Raw genomic sequence first — 14,442 nt, forward strand, 5'->3', positions numbered from 1 at the left:
CTCTTCTTTCATTCTAAGGGGGCCCTTCGTTTTGGGCCTGTTTTTATGGAAAGGGGGCCAAAACACCTACCTGGCAGTTAAGGCCTGCCTGTCAACTACAGCTTGATCAGTTTCTTGACAATCTGTGCTTTCTCTACTTTGATATGCAGGTAGTAATGGCCTTCGGGCAGGGCGCTGATGTCCAGGCGCACGGTTCCTTCCTCGTCTGAGGTGTAGACTTTCTCAACGGCCACCAGGTACCCAATGGCATTCTTCACCTGTATGGTGGCTTGGGTATTCTTAGTGAAACCTTTAATGAAAACTTCATGCCCGTGGTTGGGGTTGGGGTACAACTTCAGCAACTTACTTACCACCAGTTCTGGGGTGCCCGAAAACGCTGGTGCAGGGAGAGCCGCCTCCGCTATCCTGCTTTTGGCGTGGAGGCTCTGCCCGAAGGTCAGCAACCCAAACAAGATGAACACTGAGAAAGAACTTCTGAAGGTGGTAAAGAGCGTCATAGCGGTAAATACGTTTATAATGGTGGGGGTACTTAATTCTGGTGGTAAACAGCTTCCTGGCAACCTGAACCTCTTTCCTCTTGCTCCTGCCCTGTAGGCCCCGGTGAAATGCTTAACTAAATGTACTCTAATGCCGCCCCAAGGGGAAGTGTTACATGACGAACCCGGCTATAAAAATGACTGAACCGGGAAAAGTGCCGCTTCAATCCAATCTGGAAAGAATGCTATGTAGCGGGTTTCAGTAGCTTACTAGCAACCGTTTGGCCTGTTTTTGCGGGAATGATCGCGCGGGGTTTTCCCCTTTTGTGATGAGCTAAGCCCCGGGGCGTTTTAGGGCAGTTTTCTGGAAAAAAGCCCCAAAGCGTGGCACCCGTTTTCTGACCTTATAAAGTGTCCGATTACTTCAGGCTAATGGACAATAAAAAAAGGCTGCCCTTTAGAGGGCAGCCTTTTTAGCTGAATCAAACCCGTGGGTTATGGGTTCTGAGGCCCGAAGTTAGGGTTGTTGTTGATCTCCAGGAGCGGGAACATGTAGATGAACAGGTCGCTGTTGGCCGGAGTAGTACCCAACATAGCGGTGTGGTTACCTTCCCGTACCAAAGGCTTCTGCAGACGTTTGATGTCCATCAGACCGAAACCTTCCCCGTACAGTTCTTTTCTGCGCTCTACCCAGATCTCGTCTACCAACTCCGCATCAGTGGTGGTTGGTTTTAACAAAATGGTTGGCGCAATGAAACGCTGCTGACGCAACTCGTACACCAATTGCTGGGCGGCTTCATTCTGCCCCAGACGGGCTTTCGCCTCGGCCTCAATCAGGTACATCTCCGCGGCACGCATCAACACGAAGTCGCCGCTCAGGTCTGGCAGGTCCTTGAACTTGGTGATGGTGTAACGGTTAGAGTTGGTTACACCCACTGCTTCCTGGAACTCTCTGCGGGCATCAGTAAGGGCAAACAGCTCCACAAACTTGTCGTTTGCCCGGATGTTGTTGTACCCTCTGCGCACGTAGGTTCTGTTGCCTTTTTCATCAACGGTGTAACGGCCGTCCATGGTAGAATAGAAGGAAGCGAAAGCAACCTGCTGGTCGGCAGACTGGGCTAAGCCCCAGATCCACTCACCATTGGCGTAGTTGTTGAAACCGGCCTTGTACTCCGTGGCAGACATCAGAGGATAACCTACGCGGGCCTTGGCGGCAAAGTCAGCGGCTTGTGCCCACTCGCCCATCTCCAGGTACACGCGGGCCAGGATACCCTGGGCCACATTCTTGTTCACGCGGCTTTTGGCTGTTCTGCTCACTTGCAGGTCACGCTCCGCAATGGTCAGGTCTTCCACGATCTGCGCGTACACTTTCTCAAGCGTGGCTCTAGGCTGGCCTTGTGACTGCGGAGTAGTCTGCTCCAGTACCAACGGTACCGCCAGGGCTTGTGGGTCCTTCAGGTAGGTGTGCTGGTACGTTCTGGCCAGGTTGAAGTAAGCAAAAGCCCGCAGGGCTCTGGCTTCGCCCTCATACGCCAGACGCTGCGCTTCGGTGAGGTTAGGCACCTTGCCTACGTTGGCCAGAATATTGTTGGCGTTGGTGATGATGTTATAGTTGGTTGCCCATAACATGTACGTGCCCCGGTAAGTAGGCAGTTTGTTGTCCAGTTCATACTGGTACACAAACCAGCTGGTGTTGGCCATCACGTCCTGCCCCATCACATCCCAGGTAAGATTGAAGTGCGGGACGCCGTAGCTGTCGTGGCTTGCGGTGGCACCGGAGTTCACCGGGGCGTCACGCATTAACCGGTAGATACCGGTAAAGGCAGCCTCTACCCCGGCTGGTGAACTGAACGCCTGATCATAGGAAACAGCGTTGGAAGGAACTGTCTCCAGGAAGTCATCCTGGCACGCCCCCAAACCAAGGGAGGCGCCCAGCAAGACGGTGTATATGGATACTTTATTGATTTTCATCTATTGCGCTAAATTTCAAAGATTAGAAAGAAGCACGAACACCTACAGAGTAAGTCTTCATAACTGGGAAGCTGTTGTTGGTAAGACCATCAAGAGATTGCTCAGGGTCCATGCCGTCCATGCCTTTAGACCAGGTCACCAGGTTGTCGCCTTGCACAAAAACTCTCAAGCCTTTCATTCTTAAGCGGTCCTGTACTGAAGCCGGCAGCGTGTACCCTAAGGTCACGTTACGCATACGCACGTAAGAGGCATCGGTGAGGAAGCGGGAAGAACGGGCATTGGCGTTCAGGGACTGACCGGTTCCCAGACGAGGAACATCGGTGATGTCACCTGGGTTCTGCCATCTGTCCAGGATGTCAACGTTCCAGTTGGTACCGGCAGAAGCACCGCCACCCATCAGGCCGCTGTAGTCAGTGTTCAGGATTTTACCGCCGAAGCTGTAGTTGAACAACACAGAGAAGTCAAAGCCTTTGTAGCGCAGGTTGTTGGAGAAACCACCGGTTACTTTTGGCAGGGCGTTGCCTACGTAGTAACGGGTTGCCTTTGAGTAATCAGTAGTGGTTTTTCTTTCCACCACGCCCTCGGCGTTTTTGGCGTCATAGTACCACATGCTCAAACCAGTAGCCGGATCTACCCCCGCGAATTCTTCAATGAAGAAATCGTAGATAGACTGACCTACTTTGAACTGCTTGGTACCAGATAGGATAACATCCTGCGGCAGGCTGGTGAACTCATTGGTGTTATGGGCCGCGTTAAGGTTAGCAGACCACCCGAATTTTTCAGTGTCTACAATGTGGGCCGTGATGTTGGCCTCAAACCCTCTGTTGCGCATAGCACCCAGGTTGTCGCTCACGGCCACGAAGCCAGAAGACGGTGGCATTGGCTGGTTCAGGAGCAGGTCTTTAGATTTTCTGTCATAGTAGTCCAAAGACACGTCAATCTTCTTGAACAGGGTTGCGTCTAAACCAACGTTGAAGATGGCCTGCTTCTCCCAAGAAAGAAGTGGGTTCTCCAGGGTAGACACAATCATACCCGGTGCTGACAGGTCTGGGTAACTTGTGTTATAAAGCCCTCTGTAAGCGTAGTAAGAAGAAAGGTTCTCGTTACCGGAAGTACCGTAGCTGGCACGCAGCTTGGCATTGTTCAACCACATGATGTTTTTCATGAAGTCTTCCTCAGAAAGTCTCCAAGAGGCACCCACTGAGTAGAAGTTACCCCAACGGTGATCTCTCTGGAAACGGGAAGAACCGTCACGACGGTAAGAGGCAGACAGGTAGTACTTATCGGCCAGGCCGTAGTTTACCTGACCCAGGAAGCTTTGCAGCGCGCGTCTGTCTTTTTGTGAGTTAGAGCTCACAATGGTAGCCGCGTTGTCCAGTTCAGTCATGCCTTCAATTGGAATGAAGCCGGTTTTCTGGGTAGACACGGAGTTAGAAGACAGGTTGAACACCTCAAAACCACCCAACGCGTCCAGGGTATGTACCCCGAAGGTTTTGTTCCAGCTCAGGATGTGGTTGAACGTGTACTCGGTGTACGAAGAACGTGACTGCGTACCACGCCCCCCAATTGAGCCAGAGGCATCACCGTATTTAGGGTTGTAGAACGTTTCGCCACGGTAGTTGTCACCGTTCAGGGCCAGGGTGGTTCTGTATTTGAAGTCCTTCAGGAAAGAAATCTCCGCATACCCGTTCCAGCCCCAGGTCAGGTTGTTGCCTCTGATGATGTCAAGGGCAGTGGTACCCACCGGGTTGCTGTTTCCGCCGTACGGACGGGCTGTGTTGAAGTCATACTCCTGCGGACCGGTGAACGGAGAACCGTCAGCGTTCTTTCTTCTGTAGATAGGGTAAATGCTGGAGATGTTACGTCCCCATGACACCACGTTCCGGAAAGAAGTACCGCTGGAGGTAGGCGCATTCTGGTCTGTATAAGAAATGTTGGCGCTCAAGCCAACTTTAATGTTGTCTCTGATCTGAGAGTTCAGGCGCAGACGGCTTGAGTAACGCTTAAAGCCAGAAGTGATGAAGGCACCCTGCTGGTCTAAGTAGTTACCAGAGAAGTAGTAATTGCCTTTCTCAGTTCCGCCTTGCACGCTCAGGTCGTATTCCTGGCGAACGGCTTTTCTGTAGAGGGCGTCTCTCCAGTCTTCGTCCCACGCAGGCGTAAGGCCTGGCTTGATTTTACCGTCTAACCCTACTGGCTCTGGGTCAGTAACCCCGTTTTCATTGTTGAACGGGTTGTACTGCTGGCCATTACCGGCGCCGGCTAATCTGGTCACTACCGTTTTAGAGGCATACTCCTCAGGAGAAGCGTACTTGCCTTCCCACAGGGATTTAGTGGCTCTGGCATCATTGCGCAGGGCTTCCCAGGTAAGCTCGTACATCTGGCTGGCGTTTACGGTCTTGTAATCGTCCACGGCAAAGTCAGAAACCCCTACGGTAGCGCCAAACGTGATGGTTGGGGCCTTAGGAGCAGCTCCGCCTTTGGTAGTGATCACAATCACCCCGTTGGCCGCGCGTGAGCCGTACAAGGAAGCCGCCGTAGCGTCTTTCAGCACGGTCATGGACTCAATGTCATGCGGGTTAATGGCGTTGATGTCACCTGAGTAAGGCGCACCGTCTACCACGTACAAAGGAGCACTGCCGGCATTCACCGAACCTACCCCCCGGATGCGCACGGTACTGGTAGCACCCGGCTGTCCGCTGGGAGAGGTTACCTGAATTCCCGGTGCCAGACCCGCCAGGGCTTTGGTCACGTCATTGGCCTGCATTTTCTCAATGGCTTCAGATTTTACCGCGGTCACAGAACCTGTGTAGGATTTCTCCTCAGCGGTACCATACGCCACTACCAACACTTCCTCAAGTTGCGTTTGGTCTGGAACCAGGGCCACGTTGATGGTGGTCTGGGTGCCAATAGCAACTTCTTTGTTGGTGTAGCCAATGAACGTGAAAACCAGGGTGCCGTCTGCGGTTGGCACAGAGATCTCATAGTCACCGGTTACACCGGTTGGGGCCGCATTTGTGCTCCCCTTCACTTGAACAGTAACGCCGGGCATGCCTTCGCCCGTCTGGGCATCCGTTACTCTTCCTTTGATAGTCCGATTTTGTGCCCACGCATGGCTTACCAGCGTCAGCAGCAAAACGAAGCTGAACAAAAAAGCTTTCTTCATTTAAGATTTGGATTGTAAAAAGACTGAGAGCAACTCTACTTTATACCAGGCCCATAGAGCATGGGGCAGATAGTACAATTAGAGGTCTCTTTGGGTTAAGTAAATTTGTTGTAATGTTGTAACGCTTTAAAGAGATGCGCTAAGTTTCTTGTTGTTTCTCTTGTTTGTCTGAGCGTTGTTTCTGTTTAGATTGGTTTCTCGCTTTTATCTCTCCTCTAAAATCACCTTCCTTCCTACCTTTAAATACTACAATACCAGAATAGATCTGGTGTTTTTTACAAACGCGAAATTTACGGCTAAATTTTGTAATTTTCTACATTTCTAGATTTTCCTTGTAACCTGCAACTTGCCCTTTGAAACGTTATCTAACCAAAGGCTTGTGCCTAGATTTTTGCAAGTATTTAGGACATTCTTTAGGAAATTGACAGTCTTGCGGCAGCCCCGCTGCTAAGGGTCCGCCGGGGTGCGCGCAGGAGTAAAATGCCAAAAGTTGTGATTTAGGCCCCTTTTGCCAAAAACAGGCCCGAAACGAATTTTTGGCCCTGGCTTTCTGTTGAACAAGAGTACCTATCTTTGCGGTGCAATGGCTGAGGTACCCATTGGTATTTTTTAAGGCTAACTACCTTACCCCTTATTCATGAAAAAAGAACTTGACCTGGTCCTGGCCCCCGAGGTGGCCTATGACCCTCTCCTGCTGGAGCAGGAACTCCTGCAGCAAGCCGGCATTTCCCAGCCCCAGGAGGCCGCGTACATCCATAAAATCAAGCGCTCCATTGATGCCCGGGGCCGTCAGGTAAAGGTAAAAGTAAGGGCCGATGTGTACCTGCAGGCACCTGACCTCTCTGCCCTTCTGCCTACCTATACGTACCCTCCGGTGAAACCCAATGCCCAGCGGGTGCTGATTGTGGGCGCCGGACCGGCCGGCTTGTTTGCCGCCCTGCGCTGCCTGGAACTGGGCCTGAAACCCGTGGTGCTGGAGCGCGGTAAGGACGTACGCAGCCGCCGCCGTGATCTGGCGGCCATCAACAAAGAGCACGTGGTCAACCCAGATTCTAATTACTGCTTTGGCGAAGGCGGGGCGGGCACCTACTCAGACGGCAAGCTGTATACTCGCTCCAAGAAACGCGGCGATGTGCAGCGTATCCTGCAGATCATGGTGCAGCACGGTGCCACGCCCGATATTTTGTTTGACGCGCACCCTCACATCGGTACCAACAAACTCCCGGTCCTGATTGCCAAGCTAAGGGAAGCCATTCTGGCAGCGGGTGGCGAGATCCACTTCAACAAGCGCGTCACCGATCTTATTCTGGAGCGGCAAGAAGTGAAAGGCGTGCAGACTGCCACCGGAGAGTACTTCGCTGGCGAGGCCCTCATCCTGGCTACCGGTCACTCGGCCCGCGATATCTATGAATTGCTGCACGCCAAGAACATCTTAATTGAGGCCAAGCCCTTTGCCATGGGCGTGCGGGTAGAGCACCAGCAAACTCTCATTGACGGCATCCAGTACCACTGCGAGAACGGCGACCGCGGCCTGCACCTGCCGGCTGCCAGCTATGCGTTGGTACAGCAGGTGAAGTACAAAGGCCAGGAACGGGGCGTGTTCTCGTTCTGCATGTGCCCGGGCGGCTTTATTGTGCCGGCGGCCACCGCACCCGGCGAGGTGGTGGTGAACGGCATGTCCCCCAGCCGGCGCGACTCTAAGTACGCCAACTCCGGCATAGTGGTGGCCGTGAACCTGGAAGACATGGACCTGAAGCAGCACGGCGCCCTGGCCGGCTTACGCCTGCAGCAAGCCCTGGAGCAGAAGGCGTGCCTGACAGCGGGCGGCACTCAGGTGGCTCCCGCCCAGCGCCTGCATGACTTTGTGAAAGGAAAAGTTTCCGCTTCCCTGCTGGAGACTTCTTACCAGCCCGGCCTGGCCAGCGTAGACCTGCGCGAGGTGCTGCCTCCCATGATTGGCGAAAGGCTCAGGGGCGGTTTTCAGGAATTCGGCTATAAAATGCGCGGGTACCTGACCAACGAGGCTCAGATTGTGGGCGTGGAAAGCCGTACCTCCTCACCGGTGCGCATTCCCCGCGACAAAGATACCCTGCGGCACCCGCAGATCAAGAACCTGTTCCCCTGCGCCGAGGGCGCCGGGTACGCGGGCGGCATCGTGTCGGCGGCCATGGACGGGGAGCGCTGCGCAGAGCAGGTGGCTGTCCTGATCAGGAAATAACCGGGCACGAACCCGCTCCTCTTTTTAAGAGTATAATAAAGAAGGCGTTTTGCGCCTGTTTTTCTAACATTCACCGGAAAATAATGAAAAAGACCGTGGTAATTGGCGCGTCAGACAACCCTGGCCGTTACAGCTACAAAGCCGTGCATCAGTTGAAACGCTATGGCCATGAAGTGGTGCCGGTGGGCATTAAGCGGGGCGAAGTTGCCGGCCTGCCCATTGAAACCGAAAAGCCTACCATTGCTGACGTAGATACCGTGACCCTGTACGTTGGTCCGCAGAACCAACCCAGCTGGTATGACTATATCCTGTCGCTCCGGCCCAAGCGCATCATTTTCAACCCAGGCACCGAGAACATGGAGCTGGAGAAAAAAGCGAAGGAGCAGAACATCAAAACCCTGCACGCCTGCACGCTGGTGATGCTTTCGGTGGGCAACTACTAAACCAGGGCTCACTCTATAAAAGCGTTTAGGGGCTGTTTCCCAGGAAACGGCCCCTAAACGCTTTTATATTTTATCACATCCACAAGCCTCTGTATTGCTGCAAGATAAAAGCCGCTGCCTCCAGGCTTACATTCTCTGGTGGCGCAGCCAATATCAAAATACCCTCTATCTCCGTAACCATTCTGCCTTTGGCTTGTTACAGTTCAACAACTACTTTTGACCAAAACCAACCAACCGTTGAATGGACCTGAAGATTCTTGTGGTGGAGGATGAGGCTAGCCTGGCCCAGATGCTGCAGCGTGGCCTCAAGGAAGACGGACACCAGGTAAGCGTGGCCATGTCCGGCGACCTGGCCCTGCAGATGTCGCTGGAATTTACCTTCCATCTCATTATCCTGGACATCATGCTGCCCCAGATGAACGGCATGGAGGTTTGCAGAAAGCTGCGCGAGCACCAGGTAGACACCCCTATCCTGATGCTCACCGCCCTGGACTCGCACGAGAACATTGTGATGGGGCTTGACAGCGGCGCCGATGATTACCTGGTCAAACCTTTTGACTTCGCCGAGCTGAAAGCCCGCATCCGGTCGCTGGCGCGGCGGTCGCAGAACGGGAGCCTGCCCCGCAAATCCTTGCAGGTGGCCGACCTGGTCATGGACCTGGAAAGCAAAACCGTGACCAGGCAGGGCAACAAGATCTCCCTCACCGCCACCGAGTTCAGGCTGCTGGAGTTCCTGGTCCGGCACCAGACCAGGGTGCTGTCACGGGTGGAGATCCTGGAGAACGTCTGGAACATTGACTTTGACCTGGGCACCAACGTGGTGGATGTCTACATCAACTACCTGCGCAAAAAGATTGACCAAGCCTATGAACCCCGGCTCATCCATACCATCATTGGCATGGGCTACGTGCTCAAAGAGGAGGCGCCGGCATGAACATACAGACCCGGGCCACGCTCCTGTTCTTCTGCCTTACCTCCCTAATCATTCTGGTGTTCAGCGGCATTATCTTCCTGTTTACCAGCCATTACGTCTTCAAGGATTTCTACAAGCGCCTGGAAACCAGGGTGAACCTGGCCACCGCCATTCACCTGCAAGTAAACGCCGCCGGTTCGCCCGAGGAGATCAGAAAGCTGCGGCAGGCCTACCTGGAGAAACTTCCGGCCGAGCGGGAATACCTGCTGGAGGTGCCGCGCATAAACCCCATTGCCCACCTCAAGGCCCAGGGCCTGCCCGTTAGGTTCGTGGCGGAGGTGCTGGAGGAGAAGCTGGCCTACTACCGGTTTCAGGAGACGTTTTACGCCGGCAAAGTAGTCAGTAGCCGGGGCAAGGACTATCTGGTGGCGGTGGCGGCGCAGAACGCCTATGGCTTGGAGCAGGAAAACCACCTTTCACGCATCCTCTTGGTGGGCATCCTCATCTCGGTGGTGGTGGTGTACTTCATGGGCAAGCGCTTCACCAGGCACACCTTTCAGCCGGTGCGGGACATTATCCAGAACGTGAAGAACATCAGTGCCGAGAACCTGAACCTGAGGCTGGCCCCCAGCGAAAACAAAGACGAGCTGACCGAGCTCACCCAGACGTTCAACGAGATGCTCACCCGCCTGGAGACCGCCTTTGACACCCAGAACAATTTTGTGAGCAACGCCTCGCATGAGCTGCGCACCCCGCTCACCATCATCAAGGGCGAGGCCGAGCTGGCCTTGTCCCGGCCCGGCCTGAGCAAAGAGCACCAACAGGCGCTGGAGAAGATCCTGCAGGAGTCTGACAAGCTCAAGGATATTCTCACCAGTCTGCTGGGCATTGCCCAAAGCGGGTTCGATGGCAAAAAGCAGAACTGGGAGCTGATTCGCGTGGATGAGCTCCTGTGGCTGGTGAAGGAAACCGCCGACCAGCTCTACCCTCAGAACAACATCCAGATTGACTTCAGCTTTCTGCCCCAGGACGAAGCCGAGCTCATGGTGAACGGCAACGTGAACCTGCTGAAGCTGGCCGTGAGCAACATTGTGCTCAATGCCTGCAAGTACTCCCACAACCAGGCGGTGAAGGTGCTGATCATTTCTGAGAACGGCCAGCTCACGGTTTCTGTGCAGGACAAAGGCATTGGCATTCCGGAGGAGGAGCTGCCCTACATCTTTGTGCCGTTCTTCAGGGCCTCCAACACCACCGACTTTGAAGGACATGGCGTGGGGCTGCCCCTGTCGTTGAACATCATCCGGTTGCACCAGGGCACCATTGGCATCATCACCCAGGAGGGCGCCGGCACGGAGATACGCATCAACCTGCCCCTCGCCTCCGTTTCTTAAGGCCGCCTCTCTCTTACGTATTCACTCTCTTTCGCAACAAAATAAGGCTACGCGGCTCTGCCTCGCTCGTGCAGGGCAGAGCCGCTTTTTTAGGCCGTTTTGGGGCTGTTTTCCTGATTTTAGCCCTACATGAAAGCTCCCCGCTAAATTCTAATGCCGTTTTAATCCATCTCTTACATGGGCTTAATGTGCCCGCCGTAGGTTTGTTTGAACAAGGATGTAGTACCTAATCAAGCAACTATGATTACCGTTTTAATGCCTTCCAATTTCAAGCAAGACTCCCTGGCCTACATTCCCGAGCTGGTGGAAACCTTTCCGGGGATGCCCCTGAAGGTTGTGTTGTTTCACCCCTTCGGGCTGTCCAGTTCCATCCAGGAGCTGTTATTGCTTTCCAGGGAGGCCGATGAGGATAAACTGGTTTCCAGGGAGTTTCTGCGGGCGTGCAGTAAGCTGCGGGAGGCTCAACCCACGCTGGTGGCCTTGGAGTGGACCTGTTTTTACGGCAGCACCATGCTCGCCTTCCGCAGTTTCCTGGAGGCCCACGCCGTAGACCTGGTGGCCACCCCCGCTACCTATGAGCATGAAAGCCTTGGTCCGCAGAGTCTGAGCCCTTTCCAGTTCCTAAACAAATGCCCTTTGCCGGTTATCCCACTTGCCTTGCCGGTTACGGCAGAAAAGCCCCTGGCCAGTTACGCTTTCTAAGCGCAGGCGCGAGGCCTCTGAATGTTTCACCTTTTTTATAATGAACTATGTTACTGAAGAATAATATTCCAATCAGGTATGTGTTTGGGAAGATAAAGGCCGAAGTGGCCCTGGTGACGGCGTATGCTATTCTGGTGGCCGTGATGTACCTCAATTTCCATTTTACCAGAATCTCCATTCCTATTGCCGTGCCTACCATGCTGGGCACCATCTTGTCCTTGCTGCTGGCTTTCCGGTCTAACCAGGCTTATGACCGCTGGTGGGAGGCTCGCACCCTATGGGGCGCCATTGTCAATGATTCGCGGTCGCTCACCCGGCAGATCCTCAACTTTGTAGACACCCCGTACACCTCGGTGGAGGCGCTTTACTTTAAAGAGCGTTTCGTGAAACGGCAGATTGCCTGGTGCTATAGTTTGGGGCAGTCGCTCCGGAAATTGCCGCCCCTGCAGGAGGCAGACAAATTCATGACCAAAGAGCAGCTGGCGTTTCTGCAGGAGTACACCAACAAGCCCGTGGGCCTGCTGGAGCTGCATGGCGAGGACCTCAGGTTTGCCTACAAAGAAGGCTGGATCAACAAATACCAGCAGGTAGAGATTGACCGCACCCTTACCCGCCTCTGCAACGCCATGGGCGGCTGCGAACGCATCAAGAACACGGTGTTTCCGGCTACCTACAGCCTCTACACCCACCTGGCGCTGGTGCTGTTCATTCTCATGCTGCCCTTTGGGGTGATAGATGTGTTTGGGGTCATGATGGTGCCGCTGGTGGTGGCCATAGCCTCTTCCTTCCTGCTCATTGAGAAAATGGCCATTCACCTGCAAGATCCCTTTGAGAACAAACCCACCGATACGCCCATGAGCTCCATTGCCCAAACCATTGACCGCGACCTGCGCCAGATGCTGCGGGAGTACAAAGAGCCTGAGGTGGTTGCCAAGCCTCCGCAGAAGGTTACCTTCTTTGTGCTGTAACCAGGCTTCAAGTAAGAAAAAACGCCCCGGCGGCAGATCAAGCGTCTGCCGCCGGGGCGTTTTTGTTTGGAGAACCGTTTCAGGTCAATTTTTCTGAAAAGAGACCCAAAACGATGTCCGGTAGGCTACTGTTTGGGCTGTGCTTTGGGAGTTTTGGTGGGCAGCCCGGCAGCTTGCAGCGCTGTAAAGCCCCCAATGTTATAGACGTGCTCAAAACCTGCCTCTTTCATGAGCTGCAGGGCCTTCCCGCTTCGGTTGCCCGAGGCGCAGTACAGGTAATACGTCTTGGACTTGTCTAGGCTCTCCAACTGCTGCGCGAAGACTCCTCCCCTATAATCTAAGTTTCGGGCTTTCTTCAGGTGCCCCTGGGCAAATTCTTCAGGGGTGCGCACATCCACTAAGATTCCCTTTTGCGTTTTGGCTACCTCCTGGTACTGGGTGGGAGTAAGCGGTTTGGAGGGAAGGTCCTGGGCAAAAACCGCCTGGGTACAACCCAAAGCCAGGGCTATCAGAAATGCTTTCATATTATTCAGGAGAAAAAAACGGGTTAGGCAATAATACTCTTTCCTAAAGATACGGCACTAACCCTTTGGAGTACAAGTATTTGGTGCCTGAGCTTAGGAATCATACCACAACTTACGCCCAAAATCTTATTTTTACCCTAAATTTTTTCAGAATCCAAGGCAACCGAAATTCCAGGTGGTGCATCTATCATTACAAACAGGCATAAAGTATAGCTTAAACTTCTACAACCCGTGAACGAGACAGATCTGGTAAAAGCACTGCAGGAAGGCGATGCCAAAGCCCAGCGCTTCTTGTACGACCGCTACGCCGGCCCCATGATGGGGGTTTGCCTGCGGTACCTCAAGAACGAGATGGATGCCGAGGAGGTCCTGATCACCGGGTTTATGAAGGTGTTTCAGAACGTGGGCCGTTTTGAGCAGAAAGGAAGCTTTGAGGGGTGGGTACGCCGCATTATGGTGAACGAGGCCCTGCAGCACCTGCGCAAGCAGGAGCCTATGCACCTCACCATTGAAAAAGAGCACATCCACCTGGCCTCAGAAGATGCCTCGGCCGACAGTGACATGAGCGCCGAGGAGATGATGGATATGCTGCAGGAGCTTCCGGCCGGTTACCGGGCCGTTTTCAACCTGTACGCCATTGAGGGCTACTCGCACAAAGAAATTGCCGAGATGCTCCACATCACGGAGGGTACTTCCAAGTCACAGTTAAGCAAAGCCCGGGCCATGCTGCAGCGCATGCTGGCCCAGCAAGGAGTAATGATTGCCATCTAACAGACAAAGACATGAGCGCAGAAGACTTAGACAAACTATTCAGAGATAAGCTGAAAGACCGGCCGGTGGCCCCCAGCAACGACGCCTGGGCAAAACTGCAGTCCCGCATGCAGGCTCCTGCGGCGGAGGAAACTCCTCAGTTGTTCATGGCACCGCCCGCCCAGGAGCAGAAAGAAGAGCGCGGCCCTATCAGAATGTGGTATTACTCGGCGGCAGCGGCGGTGACCATGCTCCTGAGCGTGGGCCTCTGGGTGAACCGCGACAACATAGATCCCCTGCAGCCTTCTGGTAGCGTGGCTGCGGTGGAGCAACAGAGAACAGTAACTCCTTCTGCCCAAGCACCCGCAACCGAAGTGGCACCTGCTCCTTCGCAAACCGTTGAGCCAAGCTTCAACAGCGCTACTCCTGCCGCTCCTGCTGAGGCAGACCAGGTGGAGGCTCTGGCTTCTGCCTCTACAACAGAACGCCAGCAAGCAAACTTAATGAACAGAAAGGCCACGAATACTACTTCTACCCAAACCCGCACCACTGAGCCCACTACCGTGAAAATGGTGTCTGAGCCGGTGAGGATGGCGGCCACCACTCCGGTGAAAAAGCAGGAAGAAACAAAAGCTGCCTCAGAAACAGCGCCTTTAGAAATAATTGTAAAACTTGACGAGGCCCAGGCAACCACCACCCTCGCCTCTGCATCTACTACAATAGAAACCCCACCGCAAGAGGAGGAAACCCCAACAGGTTCTGGACGCGTCCTGAAAGGAATCCTGAAACAAGTCAAAAACCTCAAAGACGGTGAAAAGGTCAATCTGGCAGAATTAGGGATTACCAAACACACCTACGCGCTTGAAACCCGCATAGGCAACAAAAAAATCACAAAGACCATAGAACTCTAAAATCCTACT

Annotated in this window: 12 protein-coding genes; 8 read left to right on the forward strand and 4 right to left on the reverse strand. The window is 53.9% G+C overall.

Annotated elements, in window-relative coordinates; all coding sequences use genetic code 11:
- Positions 1–95: 95 nt before the first annotated feature.
- The 3 genes from JT718_RS04885 to JT718_RS04895 all read right to left on the reverse strand — a co-directional run bounded on the left by JT718_RS04885 (position 96) and on the right by JT718_RS04895 (position 5,613).
- On the reverse strand, positions 96–497 hold the full coding sequence (locus JT718_RS04885; protein ID WP_205500752.1) for a T9SS type A sorting domain-containing protein: 402 nt from the start codon (positions 495–497) through the stop codon (positions 96–98).
- A gap of 474 nt (positions 498–971) precedes the next feature.
- Positions 972–2,447 carry a RagB/SusD family nutrient uptake outer membrane protein gene (locus JT718_RS04890; RefSeq protein ID WP_205500753.1) on the reverse strand — a complete coding sequence of 492 codons (1,476 nt, stop codon included), beginning with the start codon at positions 2,445–2,447 and terminating at the stop codon, positions 972–974.
- Between the two features lie 22 nt (positions 2,448–2,469).
- The gene (locus JT718_RS04895; protein ID WP_205500754.1) at positions 2,470–5,613 is read right to left on the reverse strand and encodes a SusC/RagA family TonB-linked outer membrane protein; all 3,144 of its coding nucleotides are present in this window, start codon (positions 5,611–5,613) and stop codon (positions 2,470–2,472) included.
- Between the two features lie 637 nt (positions 5,614–6,250).
- Here JT718_RS04895 and JT718_RS04900 point away from each other — a divergent pair.
- The 6 genes from JT718_RS04900 (at position 6,251) to JT718_RS04925 (ending at position 12,248) form a co-directional block, all read left to right on the forward strand.
- The gene (locus JT718_RS04900) at positions 6,251–7,831 is read left to right on the forward strand and encodes an NAD(P)/FAD-dependent oxidoreductase (RefSeq protein ID WP_205500755.1); all 1,581 of its coding nucleotides are present in this window, start codon (positions 6,251–6,253) and stop codon (positions 7,829–7,831) included.
- Between the two features lie 83 nt (positions 7,832–7,914).
- Positions 7,915–8,274 carry a CoA-binding protein gene (locus JT718_RS04905; RefSeq protein WP_205500756.1) on the forward strand — a complete coding sequence of 120 codons (360 nt, stop codon included), beginning with the start codon at positions 7,915–7,917 and terminating at the stop codon, positions 8,272–8,274.
- A gap of 247 nt (positions 8,275–8,521) precedes the next feature.
- The gene (locus JT718_RS04910) at positions 8,522–9,208 is read left to right on the forward strand and encodes a response regulator transcription factor (RefSeq protein WP_205500943.1); all 687 of its coding nucleotides are present in this window, start codon (positions 8,522–8,524) and stop codon (positions 9,206–9,208) included.
- On the forward strand, positions 9,205–10,578 hold the full coding sequence (locus JT718_RS04915) for a sensor histidine kinase (protein WP_205500757.1): 1,374 nt from the start codon (positions 9,205–9,207) through the stop codon (positions 10,576–10,578). The genes JT718_RS04910 and JT718_RS04915 overlap by 4 nt, the downstream gene beginning before the upstream one ends.
- A 240-nt stretch (positions 10,579–10,818) precedes the next feature.
- Complete coding sequence (locus JT718_RS04920; RefSeq protein WP_205500758.1) at positions 10,819–11,280, forward strand: hypothetical protein; 462 nt, start codon at positions 10,819–10,821, stop codon at positions 11,278–11,280.
- A gap of 47 nt (positions 11,281–11,327) precedes the next feature.
- Positions 11,328–12,248: a bestrophin family protein gene (locus JT718_RS04925; protein ID WP_205500759.1), complete on the forward strand. Its 921-nt coding sequence runs from the start codon at positions 11,328–11,330 to the stop codon at positions 12,246–12,248.
- A 125-nt stretch (positions 12,249–12,373) separates the two neighbouring features.
- Here the strand turns inward: JT718_RS04925 and JT718_RS04930 are convergent, their stop codons facing one another.
- The gene (locus JT718_RS04930) at positions 12,374–12,772 is read right to left on the reverse strand and encodes a rhodanese-like domain-containing protein (RefSeq protein ID WP_205500760.1); all 399 of its coding nucleotides are present in this window, start codon (positions 12,770–12,772) and stop codon (positions 12,374–12,376) included.
- Positions 12,773–13,003: 231 nt separating this feature from the next.
- Between JT718_RS04930 and JT718_RS04935 the strand changes: the two genes are divergently transcribed.
- Both JT718_RS04935 and JT718_RS04940 read left to right on the forward strand, forming a co-directional pair.
- Entirely contained in the window at positions 13,004–13,543 is a 540-nt protein-coding gene (locus JT718_RS04935) for an RNA polymerase sigma factor (RefSeq protein ID WP_205500761.1), read from the forward strand.
- Positions 13,544–13,554: 11 nt separating this feature from the next.
- Positions 13,555–14,433 carry a hypothetical protein gene (locus JT718_RS04940; protein ID WP_205500762.1) on the forward strand — a complete coding sequence of 293 codons (879 nt, stop codon included), beginning with the start codon at positions 13,555–13,557 and terminating at the stop codon, positions 14,431–14,433.
- The last annotated feature ends 9 nt before the right edge of the window (positions 14,434–14,442 follow it).

The sequence above is a fragment of the Rufibacter psychrotolerans genome, assembly GCF_016924645.1.
In the GTDB taxonomy this organism is placed as follows: Bacteria; Bacteroidota; Bacteroidia; order Cytophagales; family Hymenobacteraceae; genus Nibribacter; species Nibribacter psychrotolerans.